The organism is Desulfosporosinus sp. Tol-M2, from assembly GCF_059735615.1.
In genome coordinates, this window is record NZ_JCAIJG010000201.1 from 14,615 (window position 1) to 35,451 (window position 20,837).

The following is a 20,837-nucleotide window of genomic DNA, read 5'->3' on the forward strand; positions in this document are numbered from 1 at the left end:
AGTTATGTGTATTAATAACCACATGATAATCTTTAAAAATGGATAAGAGAAAAAGGAAACATCAGTGATACTAAGGGGCGTAACGAAACTTCAGTTTCGTTACGCCCCCTGTTATCCAACCAGCTCCCAGGCATAGATAGCGAGGGAAAAGAGGGTTAATAGCTAAGACTGGTTGACAAAATAGCTAATACGCCTTATAATTATACCTAAATTAAAATTAGCAGGTGATAGCATGCGTATTAATACTACCGATATACAAAATGCTTTTGGAAAATATCTTTCCCTCGTGGAGAAGGAGGACATTATTATTACGAAAAACGGAAAGAGTGTTGCCAAACTCATCCGCTACAACGAACCTGACTGTTTTCTTGTTTACGAAGAATCATTAAAATATCAATCGACAAAAAGAATAAGCTATGAAGAATATATGAGGCTGGTTGATTCTTCTGATCAAAGATACGAACTCATCGACGGTGAGATTTATCTGCTGGCTTCACCTTCCTTTACCCACCAGGTGGTTGTTAATGAAATATCAGGTCATTTTTATAACTATTTCAAAGGAAAACCCTGTCAATCATTGACATCTCCATTTGATGTGAGATTATTCGGTTATGCGACCAAGTTCGAAGAGGATCCCAATATTGTCCAGCCGGATGTTATGGTGATCTGTGATGAAGATAAGGTTAATGAAAAGAACATGTATGAAGGCATACCGACACTAGTTGTCGAAGTCTTAGCTCCATCGACCAAGGGTAAAGATATGGTGAAGAAGTTAAATCTCTATATGAAAAGCGGTGTTTTAGAATACTGGATTGTAAATCTGGAAAACAAAAGTATTCTTCAATACTCCTTTTCTCAAGATAAAGATATAGAAAGCTTAAGGAGTGTTAATGGGGATGATACAATTCAATCAATTGAATTTCGAGGACTTGAGATAGTATTAAGAGATATTTTTAATGATATTTAATAAAGATTCTGATCAGAGCAAACATGCTCTTGTTATTTTATTTTTTTCTTCAGACATTTGCTTAATGATGATCAGCCTTGAGTCCTTTTGACGCAGTTGCTGAATGGGACATCTTTTTCTTTTTAGGGGACGCATTTGAATAATTTTGCGTCCCATTATTGTTATTATTGTTATTATTGTTATTATTGTTATTATTGTTATTATTGTGTCTCTTCTTAGAAATTATTTGATTGGGTTAGATATTTGGGGCATTCTAGAAGAAAGCTAATATTTTTCTGTTAGAAGACCTTACTAATTATGTCAGAATTTTAATGGATTAATTGCTTTATCAGTTTTATGTGTTTTAGAAAGGAGGTACTATCCATGGAAACCAAGGAAACGGTCTTAATTAAGACGAATCAATTAAATAAACGGTATGGGTCTGTCCCTGTGGTCAAAGACCTCAACTTAGAAGTTAAGAGCGGGGAAATATTTGGCTTCCTCGGACCAAACGGTTCAGGTAAAACGACCACTATTAAAATGCTTACAGGGCTTTTGGATCCCAGTGAAGGAGAAGTATTTATTTGCGGCTATGATATAAAAAAACAGCCAACACAAGCTAAGGCCTTGATGGCCTATGTGCCTGAGCAGCCTAAATTGTACAATAAGCTTTCTGCACGGGAATTCTTAAAGCTTATTTCCGCTCTTTACCGTGTGCCTAAAGAAATCGCCAAAGAAAGAGCAGAACAATTTTTAGAGATGTTTGTACTTGAAGGACGGGCGGATGAATTATTGGAGGGCTACTCCCATGGTATGCGGCAGAAGGTAGTGTTGGCAGCGGCACTTATCCACCAGCCTAAGGTCATCCTTCTGGATGAACCTACTGTGGGTCTTGATCCGGCCAGTGCCCGTCTTCTGAAAGACATCCTGCAGGAGATGGCCCGGCAGGGGGCGGCAGTTTTTATCTCTACTCATATTCTGGAGATTGCTGAAAGAATGTGTCATCGGGTCGCTATACTTAAGGAGGGTCTACTGATTGCTCAAGGCAGCCCTGAGGAACTGCGTCAGAGAGTAGGGCACGGTGGGGAAAGCTTGGAAGATATCTTCCTTGAACTAACCGGCGGTCACGAAAATGCTGAAATAATAAAAAGCCTGGAGGAGGAATAAAACCGGTGAGAATAGAATTACTTCCCCCTCTGACCGATCCTCCACCAGAACAAACTTTTGCCCAGGATTTTAAGTTGTTGTTGAAAAACCAAATGCTGGTTGCCTGGAATACAATGCGACAGCGACCGTTGGGCACTTTCTTCGGGATTATTGTCCTCTTAGTTCTGGTGCTGGCTATCTTGGTTTCCTTGGGTTCTTTTGCCTATGGCGCTTTAAAAACGATGCCCCCTCAAATAGCTCGGGGGTTTCTCTCCCTGTTATTTATGGTAGGACTAGCCAGTCAGGTTTTTTTTGGTATTACGGCAGCTTTTGCCGCCCTGTATATGTCTGATGATTTGGAGCTGCTTTTCATGGCGCCCGTTCCCCTCAAGGTCGTTTTTGCTGTAAAGTCCCTATCTGTTCTGGGCAGTAATTTATTAATAGCCATTTTGTTTGCCTTTTTACCGGGAGTGTTCTACGGTCTCCTCTTTCAAGCAGGAGCATTATTTTACTGCCTGGTTGTTTTGGTAGGCATTGGGTTATGGGTAATAGGTACAGCTGTTGCCGAACTAATCAATCTTTTGGTGATGCGTATTGTACCGCCGCATAGGAGTAAGGAAGCTATTGGTTTTATTGGAGCTATTGCAGGCATTCTGATTGCCCTTGTCTTTCAGATGCCTAATTTAATGTTTAACAGTCAGGAAGGGCTAAACATAGGTGCTTGGCTGGAAGGACAAGAACGAGTGCTTCAGATCATGGACTTTTTCCCTTGGGGATGGGGTTCGCTCTCCTTAATTGAAGGAATTTCAGGAAACTTCCTCGCTGGAATGGGATGGGGTCTTTTCATACTTTTGGTGGGTGGGCTGCTTTTTATGATCGCTTTTGTTCTGCTTGAACGGGGATTCCGCCGAGGGTTTATTGCGCTGAGCCAGGGAAAAGGCGGCAGGCGTCGTAAGGTAGTGAAGTTGGAAAGGAATTTCCGACGGGAGAGTATTTCATATTTTTTTAAGGAAAAAGTTACTTATACAGCTTCTCCCTGGTTAGGAATGTGGGCAGTGGCTAAAAAAGATTTGCTTTCTATGAAGCGTGACACTCGGGAATGGTTTGGCTATATGGTTCCTTTGATTATCATGGCTTTTTTTATAGGTCAATATTTCCTGTCTTCTGAGAAATCCAGCCAGGCTTCCTTGATCACAGTTTTAATCATGTACACTATCATGTTCAGCGGTAATATGGCTTTGCTCTCTTTTGGCAGAGAGGGAGAAGCCGATTGGCTCTTAAATAGTGTACCACTTGCCGGATGGCCTATAGTATGGGGAAAATTAGTTGCTGCTGTTCTACCTACCCTGGTGTTAATGGAAACCTTGCTGGTAGGTACTGCCTTAGTAATAGGTGTTTCCGCCACTTTAATCATCGGGCTTGTATTGGCGGCAGTGCTCCTTAGTTTAGGCTCAAGTGCTATCGGGCTTTTTTATTCCATCAATAACTGCCGCTATAATCCAGATAAGCCTCAACAGCGTATTTCGCCTGGCGCTTCCATGCTCATGTATATTGTGAATTTGCTTTTCATACTCTTCTTGGCCTTAGGATTAAGCTATCTTATCCCACCCGGGGAGCTGGTTGCAATTATTACGAACCTCCCGCCCCTAAAATTTGAGGGAGGGTTTTTGTCAGCTCTAATATATGGACTTTATCTCTTGAGCCGTCCCCTGATGTGGTCGGCAACTTTACGGATTATCCTGGGAATAATTGTGACCGGCGGAGTATGGTCGTTGATATTTTTTGGATTTATGGTTGCTACGGTGCGGCAAAGCAGGAAAGGCTTTCGGGTTGAACTTGTCACAGGCAGCAAGAAAAAGTCCGGTAAAAACCTGCCCTCTGGTAAAAAGTTATGATGACTAGTTTTTGTTGAGCATTGAGCCGGGTGCATGTTATTCATGCATCCGGCTTTTCCTGCGTCACAGGACGCTTAGGTTGTACCTAATCCCTGCACCAATCCCTGGGCGGCGACACAAGCCAGAGGAAGTTTCTTAGCTTAGAGAGCACGGAGAGAGGAATCGCGTCAATGAGTGCAGACGATAAGGTGTGAAGAAACGCAACGGTTAACATGCAGAAAAGCCCAGAGGTTTTGCGTTTTAGCCTTAGCGTCAAGCGAATAGCGATGGAACGTGTGCGAACGCGCTAAGAGACTTCCTCCGAACGTGCTTGTAAACTTCCTCCACTTTTTCCAGTCTAATCATGTCTAAAACAAAAACTGAGGACATACCATCAATCAAGGGAGGCAATGACGTGTCGCTGCATTACACGCTATCTGTCGTTCAGGATTCTAAATTGAGGTCTAATTTGCCAAAACCCATGCCCCCTCATCCGGAGGAGAACCTTTCCGGCCCAGATCAGAGTGTAGCCTTATGGAGGGATATGGCTAAGTGGTTTGGCGAAGATGTTCGCTCAGTTTTAGACAAGATCAGGACTATCTCCTTTCATGAGGTTGAGGAGATCCGCTTGCGCGTGGGACAGCCACTCTTGGTTCGCACCTCAGACTCGGATCTTTTCCTCAACCGGGAAGGCGGAGTAACGAGCCCGGAAAAGGCTTACTTCGTTAGGCAGGAAGATCTGGTCTGTGCGCTGGAACGAATGACTCACAGTTCGATTTATGCTGCCGAAGAGGATCTTAAACAGGGATTTTTAACCCTTCCGGGAGGGAATCGAGTAGGGGTAACCGGAGAGGCAGTCATATTACGTGGTCAAATTCAAACGTTGAAACACGTTTCTGCCCTGAACCTTCGCATTGCCCGGGAAATTAAGGGACAAGGTCTGAAGATCATGCCCTTACTCTTAGGAGCAGACGGAATGTTAAGGCATACTCTCCTGATATCTCCGCCTCGGGCTGGTAAAACAACCCTCTTACGTGATCTGATTCGCATAATTAGTAACGGGGTTCCGCAAATAGGGCTCAGAGGGCAGACTGTCGGCGTCGTGGATGAACGTGGGGAACTGGCTGGGATGTGGCAAGGGGTGCCCACCTATAACTTGGGATACCGCACAGACGTATTGGACGGTTGCCCCAAAGCCAGGGGGATGAACATGATCGTTCGTTCTATGGCCCCTCAAGTGATGGCCATGGATGAGCTCGGTCACACCGATGATGCTGCGGCCCTAATGGATGCCTTACGCACCGGGGTGCGGGTTCTTAGTACGGCACACGCCGGTACTTTAGAAGAAGCACGGGGCAGGCCGACCTTAGCTCATTTGCTGGAGCAAGGAGTTTTTGAGCGTCTGGTTGTGTTAAGCAGAAAACATGGGCCGGGAACGATCGACGGAGTTTATGATCTGAAGACAGGGAGGATCCTGTGATGCTCATAATGGGATGTGTCGCACTTATCGCCGGGTGCGGGAGTTTGGGAGTCTGGTTAGCTCATAGAATTCGACTTAGACCGGTAGAATTACGAGAATGTTTGATGGCCTTGGCACTTCTGGATACGGAAATTGTTTGGGGGTCGACCCCTTTGCCAGAGGCCTTCCGTAGCGTAAAGGAACGTACGGATCCACCCTGGCAAGGTTTTTTTGCGGAACTCCAGGAACGCTTGCAGCGGGGAGAGTCAGCAAGCTTGGCTTGGAAAGAGACAATCTTCACCCAGAATCAGCATTTCTGTTTGAAACAAGAAGACTGGCAAGTGATCAGTGACGTTGGCAAAGGATTAGGTCGCTCGGACAGTCATGAGCAACACAAACAAATAGAACTGGTGGGGCGTCAACTCGCCTTAATTAAGGATCAAGCAGGAATATGGTCTGACAAGCAAGCTAAAATGTGGTCCTATTTGGGCTTCCTCTGTGGGATCGCAGGTGTGCTCATTTTAATTTAACCATGGAGAGGAGTCGGAAAAATGAGCTTTAATCTAATTATTACTGTTGCGGGAATTGGTATTTTGGTCGGAGTATTAGCATCCGTGTTGGAACAATCCGGCCGCAAGGAAATGGCTCAGAGCGTTACGATAATAGGTGTTATTGTGGTTCTCTATATTGTAGTTCAATCTATCGCGGAATTATTTACCATGGTTAAGAGTGTTTTTAACCTTTACTAGGGGGCTATAACGTGGAGATATGGCAAATCGTAGGGTTAGCCCTGATTGTTACAGTGATTAGTGTTGTTCTGAAGCAGGTCCGACCGGAAATTGCCTTGCAACTGACCATTTTAGCAGGAGCGTCGATTTTTATCCTCGTGATGAGTAAAATCAAGGTCATTGTTGATGTGCTCCAGAACCTGGCAGATCAAGCTAATATCAGCTCTTATTACTTACTCATTATTTTAAAAATAGTGGGTGTGGCCTATCTGGCAGAGTTTGGCGCTCAAATATGCCGTGATGCGGGGGAAGGCGCCTTGGCCAGCAAAATTGAGCTTGCTGCTAAAGTTGGGGTCATTGTCTTAGCCATTCCAATTATTGTAGCCATTACAGAGTCACTGGTACGACTCGTTCCGTGAGGTGATGTATTTGCGACGATTCTTCGCTGGGTTACTATTATTTGTCGTCTTGATTTGTGGGACAACTTCCCCTTTACTTGCCGGGGAGGTTACTTCTCAAACGGATTCAACAGGACTTGCCGAGCAGATTGATCTGAGTCAAATGCGGGGGTATCTGGAACAACTGGATTCTGATGTAGTGAAGGCTATGCCTGGGTTCTCCTTGGCCCGAATGTTTGAGGATTTAAAGAGCGGAACGTTGGATCTGCGCCCGGAAAAGCTAGGCCAGAGTTTAATGGGAATACTTGGACGGGAAATTTTGAACAGTGCTCCTTTAATCGGCAAGTTGCTTATTTTAGCCGTTCTCTGTGCAGTGTTGGGGCAACTGCAGGCAGCCTATGGCGGAGAAGTTGGGAAAATAGCCCGGATTATGACTTACCTTGTTCTGTTTAGTTTGGCCCTAACTTCTTTTCGGGAGGCCTTAGGTGTCGCCACGGAGACAATTGAGAAGATGGTTGGGCTGATGCAAACGTTGTTTCCGGTAATGTTAACCTTACTGATCTCCATGGGTAACCTAACCAGCGCAGCCTTGTTTAAACCTCTCATTCTGGGGAGCTTGACGGTATTAGCCACTCTGATCAAAACGGTTGTCTTACCGCTCTTTTTTCTGGCAGCCGTACTGAGACTTTTTAATCATATTTCTGAACAATTTAAGCTTAGTAAACTCGCTGGACTTCTAGAATTTGCGGGTAAATTAAGTTTAGGCGTCATTATGACCGTGTTTATCGGGGTTATGACGGTTCAAGGGGTGACGGGGGGGGTCGCGGATAGCGTAGTTTTCCGGACCGCTAAGTATTCGGCGGATCTTATCCCAGTCGTAGGCAAATTTTTTAAAGATGCTGTTGAGCTGGTTATTACATCCGGTTTACTGCTCAAAAATGCTGTCGGAATCATTGCCTTGCTGGCAATTATTGTGATCTGTGTCGCTCCTATGGTGAAACTACTAGCCATGATTCTTATGTTTCGTATTTCTGCTGCCCTCACTGAACCACTCGGCGAAAAGGCTCTTGCGGAAAGTCTCCAGGATATGGCCAAGAGTCTAACCTTAATCGTAGTAACGGTAGCTGCGGTGGCGATTATGTTTTTTATGACCGTTGCAGTAGTCATAGGAACGGGAACCTTTTCCGTGATGTTGCATTAAGGGAGGTGAAGCACTGTGCAGACGTTACAGACACTTGTGCGCAATTTGATCGTGATCTTGCTGTTGGCCACCTTTCTGGAAATGCTGCTTCCCAATAAATCGATGCGCGGATTTGTCCAGATGGTGATGGGTTTATTTGTGATTTCTGCGGTTCTCGCTCCGATCACAACGTTTTTGCATACTCCTTTGGAGATGGAAATACCAGCTTGGACAGCCACAAACCCCCAGGATTTACCGGCAATAGCCACGGAAGGGCAAGGACTAAAATTGGCACGCAATGCTTTCCAAGAGCAATACCGCCAGATTCTTGTCCATCAGATTCAAGCCCTCGCACTGGGTTTTGAGGGAGTCGAGGGAGCGGAGGTCATCGTTGAATTTGAAGAGGGGGCGGGCGGCTTAACGGAGCAGCCGAAGATAGCGCTGATTGAAGTTACACTCACTTCTGCAAAAGGAGAAATATCTCCAGTCCAATCCGTTACGATCGGACAATCACCCCCCCCTACGGAAAACCAGTCCCCCAGAGCCGATAGGGTACGTGAAAGGATTGCCGAGCTAATGAGCATTTCCCAGGAAAAGATTATCGTTCAAGAAGGTTAGGAAGAAAAAATAAGTTTAGAAGGAGATTCTGAAGATGAAGATAATTAAAGATATTTCATCATCAAACAAAATGTTCATTGGTTTTGTTGTACTCATTGCGCTGGGGATGTCACTCATTTATATCGGGAAAGAGTCTGTAACGCCTGCTCAGGAAACACTGTCTAAATCTGCTGAGACAACTTCGTTGGCGACCTCCGTGACAAAAATAGGTGTTTTGGAAAAAGAATTAGAGAGCAAACTGCAAGCCAATTTATTGCAGATGGAAGGAGCAGGTAAGGTGCTGGTCTCGGTAAGCTTTTCAACTGGACTAAAAACTGAGTATGCGCGTAATGAGAATGTTACTAAACGAACTTCAAAGGAAACAGACAAAACAGGAGGAATTCGGGAAACGACGGAAGTAACGCAAAATAATCAAATAGTCATGCCCAGTGGTTCATCCCAACCGGTTATGGTAATGGAAGATCGTCCGGAGGTGGCCGGAGTTTTAATTATTGCGGAGGGTGCCAGGGACGCCAAGGTGAGAGAGGGGATTCATACGGCAGTACAAACGCTCCTGAATATACCAGGGTCTAAAATTACCGTTGTGTCGATGGGAGGTTCATAACGTATGTTTAATAATCGAGTAAAGCGACCGGTCATCCTGTTTATCGGACACATGAATAAGATGTGGTTGGGAGGACTCGTGAGTTTGGTGGTGATCCTTGCGGCACTTGGGATTGGGATGATGAAGGCCCAACCACCCGCCTACTTTTCAGTTCAATCAAGTTTACCTGTCAATGCCTCCGTGGAGGACAGTTCGATTCAATTTGAAGTGGAAACAGTCAAGCAAAACGATGCCGGGGAAAATTATTTTGTGAATTATCGCTTGAAACGAGAACAGTTTCGCCAGGAAACAAAAGCTATGCTCTCGGAGTTGCTGAACTCCACGGTAGACAAGAATAAAGGGCAAGCGCAAGAAAAATGGCTTGCACTCAGTACGAAAATTCTTCAAGAAGGAGAAATCGAGAATCTTCTCAAAATAAAAGGGTTTCAAGATGTTGTGGCGGATGTCTTTTCGGAAAACGTTACCGTAATTATTTATGCTCCTAGCTTAACGCCGAATGAAGTGAGTATCATTCAAGACATTGTCGTCCAAGTAACAAAAGTCCGATTGGATAAGATTACGATAGCAGCTAGAAAATAAATCGGACAGACATCGTCGAGACTGAAAACTTTCCACATACACATCAGCATCAATAGGATCTTTTGCCAGATCATCAATTTATTGGGGGCATTACACAGTACAATGACCGTAAGTATTTTAGGTTGGGGAGAAGCTTTACGCTCTCCCCGTTTCTATAATAAGATGTCACACATGAGAGGAGATTTGCTTCTATGGAATATGAAGAGTTTTTGAAGGGGGTGTGCTCGTGTTCGCAGATTGCCTTTGCCAGATTAGTCTTTATTTGTTATAATAGCGACAACATTGGATAAAGGAAACTTTAGGTGGAGTTTTAACTCAATCTTGGTTAAGTTAGGTTTTCCAAGGGTAAAATGTTCAATATTTGAACCCTAAACATCGAGCCTCGAACATCGGGCCTCGAACATCGATATGGAGGTGAAGAGATATGGAAAGCTTGGGAACGGAAAATTCCCTCGGTTCTATTCGGATTGCTGATGAAGTAGTTGAAGTTATTGCCGGATTAGCAGCTTCTGAAGTCGGGGGAGTAGTTAGCATGAGCGGGGGTCTGGTTGGAGATCTTGCGCACATGTTAGGGAGAAATAAAAACCTGTCTAAAGGGGTCAAGGTTGAAGTTGGCGAACATGAGGTTGCCGTAGATCTTTTTATTGTGGTGGAGTATGGCGTATCAATTCCTGAGGTCGCTTTATACGTGCAGGAAGCGGTGAAGGAAGCCATTGAAAGAATGACTGGGCTCATGGTCGTAGAAGCAAATGTTCATGTGCAAGGGGTAAACTTCAAATCGATACCGGAAACCAAAATCAAAGAAGAAGAATTTCTTCTGAAGTAGAGTGGTCCCCCCCTGGATATGCCAGGGGGGGTTTCTGAAAGAGGGGACGACAAATGTTGGCCTATGCTTTAGGACTCACCCTAATCCTGGGTGCTCTTTGGATATTAGCCATGGCCACAGGGTGGGAGCTTCCTTATGTTATACTTGCTCAAGGGCTGGAGTGGTTAAAATCAAACCCATGGGAAAGTATTATTGTGGCTGCTGTTTTGCTCTTACTGGGATTACTTTTGTTTGTGCGTCCGCGCAGAAGTTCGGTTCGTACGTTTCAAACGTCTTCCAAAGGGGGAAATGTCCGAATTTCTCAGGATGCCCTGCAGGAGATTATTGCGCGAAGTGCAATGGCGCTGCCGGGTGTGTTGCATGTTAAATCGAACCTTAGAGAACGGGAAACTGGTCTTCAGATAATGGTCTCTTGCCAATTTGAGCAGGGCGAACGAATTCCAATAACGTCCGAAGAACTTCAAGCAAAGGTCAAGGCGGATGTCGAACTTTATACAGGAATTATGGTAACAGAGGTGAAAGTGCTGGTGCTAAGTTTGGATAAGGCCCATTTGACACGCGTCCGATGAGTGAGTTCTGGTCGAAAATTGGAGAGAAAATCTCCAGGTTTTTAGTATGGGTCATTGACAATCATCCGGGCAAATTCATCGGAACGTCAATAGGTTTAGTTCTGGGTTTGCTAATGGTGACTCTTGGCTTTTGGCGCACACTGGTCTTGGCCTTGTTTGCTATTCTGGGATTTGTGTTAGGAAAACGCCAGGATGATTATAAATTTATTACAACTTGGTTAGAAAAAAACTTGAAAAAGTACTAGGAGGAATTTCCTTGAGTCGAAGATTAGCCCGTGAAACAGCCCTGCAAGTGCTTTTTCAAAGGGACCTGACGAAAGAACCGCTGATTACATCCGAGGAAGTTCAACATTGGGCAACGGAATTTGTAGTCCCCGAGGCCAGTAGAAAGTTTGCTCAGGAATTAGTCGACGGAACGATAGCACATCTGGTTGAAATAGATAATATGATTACTTCATTTGCTCAGGATTGGACCATTAGCCGTATGGCGAACGTGGATCGGAATGTGATGCGTTTAGCAACGTATGAGGTTCTTTTCTGTCCGGACATTCCAGGACGAGTCAGTCTAAATGAAGCGATCGAATTAGCAAAGCGCTTTGGGGGCGAGGAATCGGCAAAGTTCGTAAACGGAATTCTTGACGGTATAGTCGCTAGGATTTCGAAACTAGAACGAAAAGAGCCTATAGGCAAGTAATTGTATGGGCTCTTTTATTAATTCACAGATAATCTTCAGTTACAATTTCTGATCCCAAGGGATTAAATGCGACAAGATTTTATTGCTATTACGAAAAATGTAATCTATAATAAAACAAGTGTTATATTTTCTCCAAGCTGACTTGTCTGGGTGCATTGCATATGATAATCGGCCAATGGGTTCTATTAGAAATGATAGGGCCTTCCGTGTTGAGAAGGAGAAATATGAGATGACTTTTTGTTATGTTTTTTTGCGACCTAAGGTTATCTTAAAAAGAGAGCTTAGGTTTTCCCTTGTTGAGTCAAAATTATCAAGATATAGGGGAGAAGTTAAATGTATGACGTAGTTAAAAAAAGACTACTGGCACCGACAATTGTCTTGCTGGAAGTTGACGCACCGGCTGTGGCGGCCAAAGTTGAGCCTGGACAATTTGTTATTGTGCGGGTAGATGAGTTGGGTGAACGCATTCCGCTTACAGTCATGGACTTTGATCGAGAAAAAGGGACCATCACGCTTGTTGTGCAAGATGTGGGATATTCTTCAGCCCTCATTACGCACATGAATGAGGGGGATAAGTTTCAGGATTTCGTGGGTCCGTTAGGTGTTGCATCCGAAATTGAAAATTATGGTACGGTTGTGTGCGTCGGAGGAGGTCTGGGAAATGCCCCCATTTATCCGATTGCCCGGGCTTTAAAAGCTGCCGGGAATTATGTGATTTCCGTCTTAGGTTCACGGAGTGCGGATCTTTTGATTTTAGAAGAAGAAATGCGTGCCGTGAGTAACGAAGTTGTGATTGCCACGGACGATGGCAGTAGGGGTGTTAAAGGGTTTGTGACAGACGGGCTGGCTCAGGTTTTAGACCAAGGACATCAGGTTAAGGTGATTTGGGCAATTGGCCCCATGGTCATGATGCGAGCAGTTGTGAATTATACCCGGCCAAAGGGCATCAAAACGATTGTCAGCATGAATCCAATTATGGTTGACGGGACTGGAATGTGTGGTGCTTGTCGGGTTAGTGTAGGCAATGAAACCAAATTTGCCTGTGTGGATGGACCGGAATTCGATGGACATCTAGTGGATTTTGATTTAGCTATGCAACGTTTAACCTTTTATAGGGACGAAGAGAATCGGGCTAAGGCTCGGCTGGAATGTGACCGCGAAGGAGGGCATCACTAATGGCGGAGAATGTTGAGAAGACCAGGAAAGTGATCATCCCTCGTCATGAAATGCCCTGTCAAGAGCCTCAGGTCAGGGCGCATAACTTCGATGAAGTAGCCCTGGGCTATACACAGGAAACGGCTGTGGAAGAAGCAAAGCGCTGTTTACGCTGTAAGAAACCTTTATGCATTACGGGATGTCCTGTCGGAGTTCTCATTCCGGAGTTTATTGAAAAGATTACGGAAGAGGATTTTCTGGAAGCCGGCAAGGTCCTGAAAATTAAGAATTCCTTGCCCGCCGTTTGTGGTCGGGTTTGTCCCCAGGAAAATCAATGCGAAATAAAATGTATTCTGGGAAAAAAAGGGGAGCCCGTGGCTATCGGCAGGTTAGAGCGTTTTGTAGCCGACTATGATATGAAATTTGGCGAATCTACGTTTGAGAAACCGGTACCGACCGGTAAACGTGTCGCTATTATCGGGGGAGGACCTTCCGGATTGGCGTGTGCCGGTGATTTGGCAAAAGCTGGGCATGGAGTGACGATATTTGAAGCGCTGCACGTTGCCGGGGGCGTTTTGATGTACGGGATTCCGCAGTTCCGTTTGCCGAAGGAAATTGTGCAGACGGAGATAGCCAACCTGAAACAAATGGGGGTTGAAATTCTCACGAATCAAGTGGTCGGCAAAATTACTTCCGTGGATGAACTGCTGGGTAACGGATACGAGGCCGTGTTTATCGGTACAGGTGCCGGACTGCCCTACTTTATGGATATCCCTGGAGAAAACCTTAATGGGGTATATTCCGCGAACGAATTTTTAACCCGGACTAATTTGATGAAGGGTTACAAGTTCCCTGACTATGCAACCCCGGTTAAGGTAGGGAAAAATGTAGCGGTTCTCGGTGCGGGAAACGTCGCTATGGATTCTGCGCGCACCGCCTTACGTTTAGGCGCTGAAAATGTTTCTATTATCTACCGACGTTCTCGCGCCGAGATGCCGGCAAGGAATGAAGAGCTGGAGCATGCGGAAGAAGAGGGGATCCATTTTCATCTCTTAACCAGTCCCGTTTCCATCGCGGGAGATGAGCGTGGGTGGGTTAAAAGCCTAACTTGTTTGCGCTATGAACTTGGAGAGCCGGACGCTTCCGGACGACGTTCTCCGCTTGCTATTCCAGGATCAGAAATCGAGATTCCGATGGATACGGTAGTCGTGGCGATTGGGCAAGGACCGAATCCTTTGGTGACAACGTCTACTCCGGGATTGGATTTGAGCAAACGGGGTAACATTGTTGCTGACGCAGAAACGTTAATGACTTCTAAGCCGGGAGTTTTTGCGGGCGGAGATATAGTTACCGGAGCGGCTACCGTTATTTTGGCGATGGGAGCCGGTAAAAAGGCTGCCAGTGGTATTGATCAGTATCTTAAAGCGAAGTGAGGATTGAGTCAATTGGCTCAGTTATTGGATGGTAAAGCGGTAGCCAAGGTTCTCAAGGAAGAAATTCGTGAGGAAATTACCCAGTGGAAAAATAAAGGGTTACAGCCAAAACTCGCGGTGATTTTAGTCGGAGATGACCCGGCTTCAGTCGTTTATGCCCACTCAAAGCAGAAGGCTTGTGAGGGTATAGGCATGGCCTTCGAACTCTTCGTAATGTCGGCAGATTCTCTCGAAACCGAAGTTTTAGAGCGGATTGAAGGTCTGAACCAGGACACGGAAGTTCATGGCATTATGATTGAACTTCCCCTGCCTAAGGGAATACGCAAAGAAAAGATCATGGCCGCAGTACGTCCGGACAAGGACGTCGATGGGGTTCATCCGCTCAATCGGGGGTATATTTTAAGCGGCCAGGACGGGCTTTTCCCAGCAACCCCGCAAAGCTGTATGGAATTACTGCTGCGTTGTGGGGTTGAGATTGCGGGAAAACATGTTGTCATCGTCGGGCGGGGAGAAACTGTCGGTAAACCCCTTGTTTTTCTGATCTTGAAACACAATGCTACTGTGACTATTTGTCACTCCCAAACACCCGACTTAGGGGCTTTTACCAGTCAGGCTGATATTTTGATTGTCGCCGTAGGACGCGCAAAATTGATCAAAAAGGATATGGTCAAAGCGGGTGCGATAGTTGTTGATGCCGGGATCAATGAAATTCCAGGCGGAATTTGCGGAGATGTGGATTTTGATACTGTTCAAGAAGTCGCCGCCTTGATTTCCCCGGTACCGGGTGGGGTTGGTTCTTTGACCACTGCCTTGGTGCTGCGTAATGTGCTCAAAGGAATCGCCCTGCAAGGGAGGACGTATTAATGGATACAAGTAAGATTTGGGAATGGACGACGGAAGAATTTCTGGCCGTGTCTGCCAGCTCTTCACCGACACCGGGTGGGGGTAGTGTTTCCGCTTATGTTGGAGCCCTGGCGGCGGCGATGACTTGTATGGTAGCTCGGCTCACATTGGGTAAGGAAAAGTATCGAGAGGTAGAACCGCAAGTGCAAGAGATTCTAGCTCAGGCCGAAAGGGTACTTGCCTTACTTAAAACCGGACTGAGTCAGGATATCGCCGAATTCTCGAATTTTATGGCTGTTTTAAAATTACCGAAAAGTACGGCGGAGGAAAAAACCGTGCGTACTGAGAAACTGCAAAAGGCTTTAGTCTCGGCTACGGATACCCCGCTGGGAATTGCCCAAAATTGTTATAAAATCCTGCAATTAGCTCAGGAACTTGCTCCAATTGGCAACCTTGGCGCGATCAGTGATGTTGGCGTTGCGGCTTATTTAGCGGAAAGTGCGCTGAAATCAGCAATGCTGAGTGTCGACATTAACCTTCCCCAGATAAAAGATGAGGGTTATCAAGAGCGGGTAAAGGCTGAACGAACCAGACTATTAGAACAAGCAACTGCCCTTTGTGCGGAGACTGTGGCCGTCGTTCAAAGCCGGATGTGAGCACGGGGCGCGAGGTTCGAGGCGCGAGGCACGAGGTTCGAACTTTGGACTTCCGATTTCAATCATCGATTCAATACAGGGGGAAAGGATTGATTTTCTTACCGCTTGTTTTTGTTTTTAACGCTCTCATTTAATCCGTGCGAGTAGATGGTATAATTTATTAATAGGAGGCGTTACAAATGAAGCTATTTAAAATAGTATCAATTGTTACGTTATTAGCGGTTTCGCTCAGTATTGGTTCTTATGCGGTTTATGCAAAAAAATCAGATATTGAAACAAAAAAAGCACGACTTGAACAATTACAAACCGAATATCATGATAGACAAGTGAAAATGGAAAAAGCACTTGGAGCAATGCCCAGAAATACTGAGGAAGATTGGGAAAAAATTAGGGAGGCTGAACGACAACTTAAAGAAATGCCTATGTCTCCGGAAGCTGATCAGTTAATACGCGAATTAGCGCCGCCAAGTTCGGAACAACCCAAAATCGACCTTGAAACAAGAATTTTTTATAGAAGAGATACTCTAGTGACTCAAAATTACGCAGATTATATAAAAGAAGAAAATGATCCGGTGCTTAAAGAAAAATACGAAAAGGCTGCTAAAGTCATAGAACAGAAAAAGCATCTACTGAATCAAATAGAACAAGATTTTAAGGAAGGAAAAGCAACAATTGAAGAATGTAATAAGCGTATTGATGAATTATCGGTAGTTGATCCGCTCAACCCATAAAGATGGCTGGTCGGACCTGGATTTTTGTTGTTGCCGTGCTTTTTGAGCCAGGCGGAGTGAGGTGAAGATTGTGCCCAAAATATGGACAGTATCCGAGCTTGTGAACCAAATCGGTCAAGTCCTGCAGGACAGAGTGGAATTACATAACTGTTGGATTAGTGGTGAACTTTCCAATTTTAAAAACCACCGTGCTTCCGGACACTGGTATTTTACGCTGAAAGACGAGTCGTCCAGTCTCAAGGGGGTCATGTTTAGAAGCAGGTCTGAACGCGTGCGATTTGTCCCGACAGATGGGTTAAAGGTCATGATCCGGGGAAACATACGTATGTACGAGCGGGAAGGAACTATTCAATTTTACGCCGAAGAGATGGAGCTCAGCGGACTCGGACAGCTTTATTTGGCCTTTGAGCAACTTAAAAAGAAACTGGCTGAGGAAGGGTTATTTGACCCCTTAACCAAAAAAGAGATCCCTCGTTTTCCCCGGCGAATTGGGATTGTGACGAGCCCGACGGGAGCTGCCATTCGGGATATAATTAACATTATGGGTCGTCGCCATCCGGGGATGTCCTGGATCCTGGCACCCTCTGCCGTCCAGGGGGAAGCAGCGCCGCAGGAATTGGCTGAGGCGATCGCCCGGCTGAACCGCTATGGAGCAGTAGATGTTATTATCATTGGCCGTGGGGGTGGTTCTTTAGAAGAACTATGGGCCTTTAACACTGAACTGGTTGCCCGGGCTATAGCAGCATCAGTCATACCGGTCATCTCAGCCGTGGGGCATGAAACGGATGTGACTATCTCGGATTACGTAGCGGATTTAAGAGCGCCAACCCCTTCGGCGGCGGCTGAACTGGCCGTACCTATTTTGCAGGATTTGCAGTTATATGTGGCCCAATTGAGTGTTCGGCTGCAAGGTGGGATGGGGATGCTCATCGAGCGGAAACGGCGGATCCTGGAAGGGCTTGCCAACAGGGGGGCACTCAAAGATCCTTTCTGGCGGATCGACCAGAATCGTCAACGTATAGATAGCCTGCAAATGCGCCTGCAGGAGAGTATGACTGGATTTCTGGCGGATAAAAATGATATACTGAATCTGTTGACTGCGAAACTGGATTTACTGAGTCCTTTGGCTATTCTCGGCCGGGGGTACTCTTTGACTTACGATGCAGAAGGAACCCTTTTGCGCTCCGCGAGCCAGGTAGAGTTAAAGGAACAGATTCGGATTCGTTTAGGGGAAGGAACTTTAAGTGGTCTAGTGTTAGAGAAGGAGCTTACACCATGAGCAGAGAAAAGTGGACGGACGACCTCTTTGTTGAGCCTTCAGAGCTTAAAGAACCGCCGGCTATATTGGATGAGCAGGCAGAAGAAACGGTTACTCTGGAAACAGGTCTTCAACATCTGGAAAAGATAGTTAAAACACTGGAACAAAAAGATCTTCCCCTGGAAGAGGCCTTGAGTTTATTTAAGGAAGGTGTGGGTCTTGTTCAGTACTGTTCCAGCGTACTCAATCAAGCGGAAAAACAGATGGAAATATTACTTGTTGGTCCGGATGGACAGTTGCAGATAAAACCCGCGAGTTTTGAAATGGAAGGATGAAGGTCAACGTGTTCAAGGTAACCTTTCAACGCTATCTCACCATGGTTGAACAGTACCTCGCCCAATTGCTGCAGGATAAAGATACCTTAAATCAGAGCATGTCTTATTCCCTATGCGGCGGAGGGAAACGTATCCGACCGGTTTTGGCGCTGGGTTCTGCAGAAGCCGTGGGAGGAGACGTGGAAAGGGTCCTGCCTGCTGCAGTTGCGTTGGAGCTTATTCATACCTATTCTTTAATTCATGATGATTTACCGGCTATGGATAATGACGACTATCGAAGGGGAAGATTATCAAATCATAAGGTATTTGGGGAGGCTAACGCAATTTTGGCTGGGGATGCGTTATTGACTTATGCCTTTGAACTGCTCGCCGACCCAGGAGTTGGCCAGCCTGAGAGACAGCTGCGGATTATTCGTGCAGTTGCTGCAGCCGCCGGAAAAGACGGTATGGTTGGAGGGCAGGTTGCGGATATGGCCGGTGAAGGAAAAACGCTGAACCTGGATGAAATAGAAAAGATTCATACAAGGAAAACAGGTGCTTTGATAAAAGCTTCTGTACAACTGGGGGGAATTTTAGCGGGAGGAACGGAGCAGCAGGTTAAGGCACTGACCGATTATGCCCAAGCGTTGGGATTGGCATTTCAAATAAAAGATGATATCTTGGATGTGGCAGGGAACAGTGCAATACTTGGTAATGGTAAGTCTGCAGGAAGCGATGTTCGTCAGGGTAAAGCGACCTACGTTTCTTTGCTTGGGCTCAAAGGCGCAGAGCATCAATTGCATGCCCAAATTCTCAAAGCACAAGCTGCTTTAAAACCATTAGATGAAGGCGCAATCTTTCTAAGTGACCTGGCATACTATATTGAACATCGTCAGCATTGAAAGAGGTCGAGAAAGGGGGCAAGAAGGATGGGACTGCTCGAAAGTATTCATGCGCCGAAGGACTTGCACACTTTAGATTTCCACGAACTTAACAAACTAGCGCAAGAGATTCGGGAAGTATTGATTGACGTGGTCTCCAGGAATGGCGGACATTTGGCGCCGAACCTTGGGGTCGTAGAACTCACCTTGGCGTTACACCGGACATTTGATAGCCCATACGACAAGATTATCTGGGATGTGGGTCATCAGAGCTATGTACATAAGCTCTTAACCGGCCGATTGGACCAGTTTGAGACCATTCGTCAATATAATGGATTGTCCGGCTTTCCTAAACGGGCTGAAAGCGACTGTGATTGCTTTCAAACAGGTCATTCCAGTACGTCCATTTCCGCTGCTGTTGGATTTGCCAAAGCACGGGATGTCCTGGGAGAGAAACACAATGTTGTGGCGGTGATCGGAGACGGGGCAATGACAGGTGGCATGGCCTATGAGGCCTTAAACCATGCCGGACATAGTCAAACTCATCTGATTGTGGTGCTTAACGATAACGAAATGTCTATTGCCCCGAATGTAGGGGCCATGTCAGCCTACCTTAGCCGCTTGAGGGCTGACCCACGGTATAATAAGCGTAAAGAGGATATTGAGTATCTCTTAAAACGAATCCCGGTTATTGGTACTCAAGTTGCTAAAGGGGTAGCTAAAGCCAAAGATAGTTTAAAATATCTTCTCGTTCCGGGACTGATTTTTGAGGAACTGGGTTTTACGTATTTGGGACCGATTGATGGACATGATCAAGCTTTGGTCGAACAGCTTTTAGACCAGGCTAAAAATAAAAAGGGACCGGTGCTGGTCCATGTCCTGACGCGTAAAGGGAAAGGGTACAAACCCGCAGAGGAAAATCCGGATATCTTCCATGGGGTTGGTCCGTTTGAGCCGGAAACAGGAAAACTCATCAAGAAACCTGCTCCGCCGACTTATACGACGGTTTTTGGCGAAACCCTTTGTTCGCTCGCCAAGGAAGATCCTGAGGTCGTAGCAATCAGTGCGGCTATGCCAGGCGGGACCGGCCTGAATGCATTCGCCAGACAATTTCCAGACCGTTTTTATGATGTCGGAATTGCCGAACAGCATGCCGTAACCTTTGCAGCCGGTTTGGCGTTTGGGGGCCTCAAACCGGTCGTCGCCATCTACTCGACCTTTTTTCAGCGGGCCTATGATCAAGTACTGCATGATGTCTGTTTACAGCAGGCTAATGTTGTTTTGGCAATCGACCGTGCGGGAGTCGTGGGGGATGACGGACCTACGCATCATGGCGTCTTTGACATTTCAATTTTCAGGGCTATTCCTCATCTAATCTTTATGGCTCCCAAAGATGAAAATGAATTACAGCATATGCTCTATACTGCCCTGCAGCATTGCGGACCGGTGGCCTTGCGTTACCCAAGATCGGCGGGTCAGGGCGTAAAGATGGATGCAACGTTCAGAGAAATCCCCATCGGCAAAGCAGAAGTTTTACGCAAAGGCAGGGATGTAACCTTGATTGGGGTGGGAACCATGGTTAAGACCTGTCTTCAGGCAGCACAGGAGCTGCGTCAGCGCGGCGTGGATGCTGCAGTTATTAACTTGCGTTATATTAACCCACTCGATCGCCAACTTCTGTCCCACTATGCACGGTTAACCAAAAAAATTATCACGATCGAAGACCATATCCTCAAGGGTGGCATGGGAAGCGCTATTTTAGAACTTCTGGAAGAGGAAGGAATTGCTGGCGTAGCACTTGAACGCCTAGGGTATGACGGCTTCGTGGATCAGGGATCAATTTCCCAACTTCATGCCGTTCACGGCTTATCGGTCAAGGGGATCGTCCAAGCAGCAGAACGCTTGCAATTGTTTCGCCGCGTCGCTGGATCCTAGTTAAGTCTGC

At 46.0% G+C, this 20,837-nt stretch carries 24 protein-coding genes and 1 riboswitch; all 24 genes read left to right on the top strand.

All coding sequences use genetic code 11. The features are described 5' to 3' along the window. Positions 1-232: 232 nt before the first annotated feature. Positions 233-967, top strand: a complete 735-nt coding sequence (locus AC6I5A_RS14320; RefSeq protein WP_034617572.1) for a type II toxin-antitoxin system prevent-host-death family antitoxin — start codon at positions 233-235, stop codon at positions 965-967. Positions 968-1,330: 363 nt separating this feature from the next. Then, on the top strand, positions 1,331-2,113 hold the full coding sequence (locus AC6I5A_RS14325; protein ID WP_034617573.1) for an ABC transporter ATP-binding protein: 783 nt from the start codon (positions 1,331-1,333) through the stop codon (positions 2,111-2,113). A 5-nt stretch (positions 2,114-2,118) separates the two neighbouring features. Beyond that, complete coding sequence (locus AC6I5A_RS14330; RefSeq protein ID WP_034617576.1) at positions 2,119-3,987, top strand: putative ABC transporter permease subunit; 1,869 nt, start codon at positions 2,119-2,121, stop codon at positions 3,985-3,987. Between the two features lie 394 nt (positions 3,988-4,381). Beyond that, positions 4,382-5,446 (top strand): stage III sporulation protein AA, encoded by a 1,065-nt coding sequence (gene spoIIIAA, locus AC6I5A_RS14335; protein ID WP_034617579.1) that lies wholly within the window; start codon positions 4,382-4,384, stop codon positions 5,444-5,446. After that, complete coding sequence (gene spoIIIAB / locus AC6I5A_RS14340) at positions 5,446-5,955, top strand: stage III sporulation protein SpoIIIAB (protein ID WP_034617582.1); 510 nt, start codon at positions 5,446-5,448, stop codon at positions 5,953-5,955. Before spoIIIAA ends, spoIIIAB begins: the two co-directional genes overlap by 1 nt. Positions 5,956-5,976: 21 nt before the next feature. Beyond that, on the top strand, positions 5,977-6,174 hold the full coding sequence (gene spoIIIAC, locus AC6I5A_RS14345) for a stage III sporulation protein AC (protein WP_034617585.1): 198 nt from the start codon (positions 5,977-5,979) through the stop codon (positions 6,172-6,174). A gap of 11 nt (positions 6,175-6,185) precedes the next feature. Further along, positions 6,186-6,572, top strand: a complete 387-nt coding sequence (gene spoIIIAD, locus AC6I5A_RS14350; RefSeq protein WP_034617588.1) for a stage III sporulation protein AD — start codon at positions 6,186-6,188, stop codon at positions 6,570-6,572. Positions 6,573-6,582: 10 nt separating this feature from the next. Next, positions 6,583-7,752 (top strand): stage III sporulation protein AE, encoded by a 1,170-nt coding sequence (gene spoIIIAE, locus AC6I5A_RS14355; RefSeq protein ID WP_034617592.1) that lies wholly within the window; start codon positions 6,583-6,585, stop codon positions 7,750-7,752. Positions 7,753-7,767: 15 nt separating this feature from the next. Further along, positions 7,768-8,349 (top strand): stage III sporulation protein AF, encoded by a 582-nt coding sequence (spoIIIAF, locus tag AC6I5A_RS14360; RefSeq protein ID WP_034617595.1) that lies wholly within the window; start codon positions 7,768-7,770, stop codon positions 8,347-8,349. A gap of 34 nt (positions 8,350-8,383) precedes the next feature. After that, positions 8,384-8,953, top strand: a complete 570-nt coding sequence (locus AC6I5A_RS14365) for a SpoIIIAG-related protein (protein WP_034617596.1) — start codon at positions 8,384-8,386, stop codon at positions 8,951-8,953. Between the two features lie 3 nt (positions 8,954-8,956). Then, positions 8,957-9,532, top strand: coding sequence for a SpoIIIAH-like family protein (locus AC6I5A_RS14370; protein ID WP_034617598.1), 576 nt, complete (start codon positions 8,957-8,959; stop codon positions 9,530-9,532). Between the two features lie 424 nt (positions 9,533-9,956). After that, positions 9,957-10,358, top strand: coding sequence for an Asp23/Gls24 family envelope stress response protein (locus tag AC6I5A_RS14375; protein ID WP_034617600.1), 402 nt, complete (start codon positions 9,957-9,959; stop codon positions 10,356-10,358). Positions 10,359-10,411: 53 nt separating this feature from the next. Then, on the top strand, positions 10,412-10,927 hold the full coding sequence (gene amaP / locus AC6I5A_RS14380; RefSeq protein WP_034617603.1) for an alkaline shock response membrane anchor protein AmaP: 516 nt from the start codon (positions 10,412-10,414) through the stop codon (positions 10,925-10,927). Continuing rightward, entirely contained in the window at positions 10,924-11,172 is a 249-nt protein-coding gene (locus tag AC6I5A_RS14385) for a DUF2273 domain-containing protein (protein ID WP_034617606.1), read from the top strand. The genes amaP and AC6I5A_RS14385 overlap by 4 nt, the downstream gene beginning before the upstream one ends. Before the next feature lie 11 nt (positions 11,173-11,183). Beyond that, positions 11,184-11,621 carry a transcription antitermination factor NusB gene (nusB, locus tag AC6I5A_RS14390; RefSeq protein WP_034617608.1) on the top strand — a complete coding sequence of 146 codons (438 nt, stop codon included), beginning with the start codon at positions 11,184-11,186 and terminating at the stop codon, positions 11,619-11,621. A gap of 118 nt (positions 11,622-11,739) precedes the next feature. Then, positions 11,740-11,857: riboswitch (molybdenum cofactor riboswitch) on the top strand. Between the two features lie 97 nt (positions 11,858-11,954). Beyond that, the gene (locus AC6I5A_RS14395) at positions 11,955-12,797 is read left to right on the top strand and encodes a sulfide/dihydroorotate dehydrogenase-like FAD/NAD-binding protein (RefSeq protein WP_034617610.1); all 843 of its coding nucleotides are present in this window, start codon (positions 11,955-11,957) and stop codon (positions 12,795-12,797) included. Beyond that, a complete protein-coding gene (gene gltA, locus AC6I5A_RS14400) occupies positions 12,797-14,209 on the top strand; it encodes an NADPH-dependent glutamate synthase (protein WP_052168127.1) in 1,413 nt (470 codons plus the stop codon). The genes AC6I5A_RS14395 and gltA overlap by 1 nt, the downstream gene beginning before the upstream one ends. Before the next feature lie 12 nt (positions 14,210-14,221). Further along, the gene (locus AC6I5A_RS14405; protein WP_034617612.1) at positions 14,222-15,073 is read left to right on the top strand and encodes a bifunctional 5,10-methylenetetrahydrofolate dehydrogenase/5,10-methenyltetrahydrofolate cyclohydrolase; all 852 of its coding nucleotides are present in this window, start codon (positions 14,222-14,224) and stop codon (positions 15,071-15,073) included. Continuing rightward, entirely contained in the window at positions 15,073-15,708 is a 636-nt protein-coding gene (locus AC6I5A_RS14410) for a cyclodeaminase/cyclohydrolase family protein (RefSeq protein ID WP_034617613.1), read from the top strand. Before AC6I5A_RS14405 ends, AC6I5A_RS14410 begins: the two co-directional genes overlap by 1 nt. A 179-nt stretch (positions 15,709-15,887) precedes the next feature. Next, on the top strand, positions 15,888-16,439 hold the full coding sequence (locus AC6I5A_RS14415) for a hypothetical protein (protein WP_034617615.1): 552 nt from the start codon (positions 15,888-15,890) through the stop codon (positions 16,437-16,439). Between the two features lie 70 nt (positions 16,440-16,509). After that, positions 16,510-17,718, top strand: coding sequence for an exodeoxyribonuclease VII large subunit (xseA, locus tag AC6I5A_RS14420; RefSeq protein WP_034617745.1), 1,209 nt, complete (start codon positions 16,510-16,512; stop codon positions 17,716-17,718). Next, entirely contained in the window at positions 17,715-18,032 is a 318-nt protein-coding gene (gene xseB, locus AC6I5A_RS14425; RefSeq protein WP_497900792.1) for an exodeoxyribonuclease VII small subunit, read from the top strand. The genes xseA and xseB overlap by 4 nt, the downstream gene beginning before the upstream one ends. Before the next feature lie 8 nt (positions 18,033-18,040). Beyond that, positions 18,041-18,913 (top strand): polyprenyl synthetase family protein, encoded by an 873-nt coding sequence (locus AC6I5A_RS14430; protein ID WP_034617747.1) that lies wholly within the window; start codon positions 18,041-18,043, stop codon positions 18,911-18,913. Positions 18,914-18,940: 27 nt separating this feature from the next. Beyond that, positions 18,941-20,827, top strand: coding sequence for a 1-deoxy-D-xylulose-5-phosphate synthase (dxs, locus tag AC6I5A_RS14435; protein WP_034617616.1), 1,887 nt, complete (start codon positions 18,941-18,943; stop codon positions 20,825-20,827). Positions 20,828-20,837: the final 10 nt, after the last annotated feature.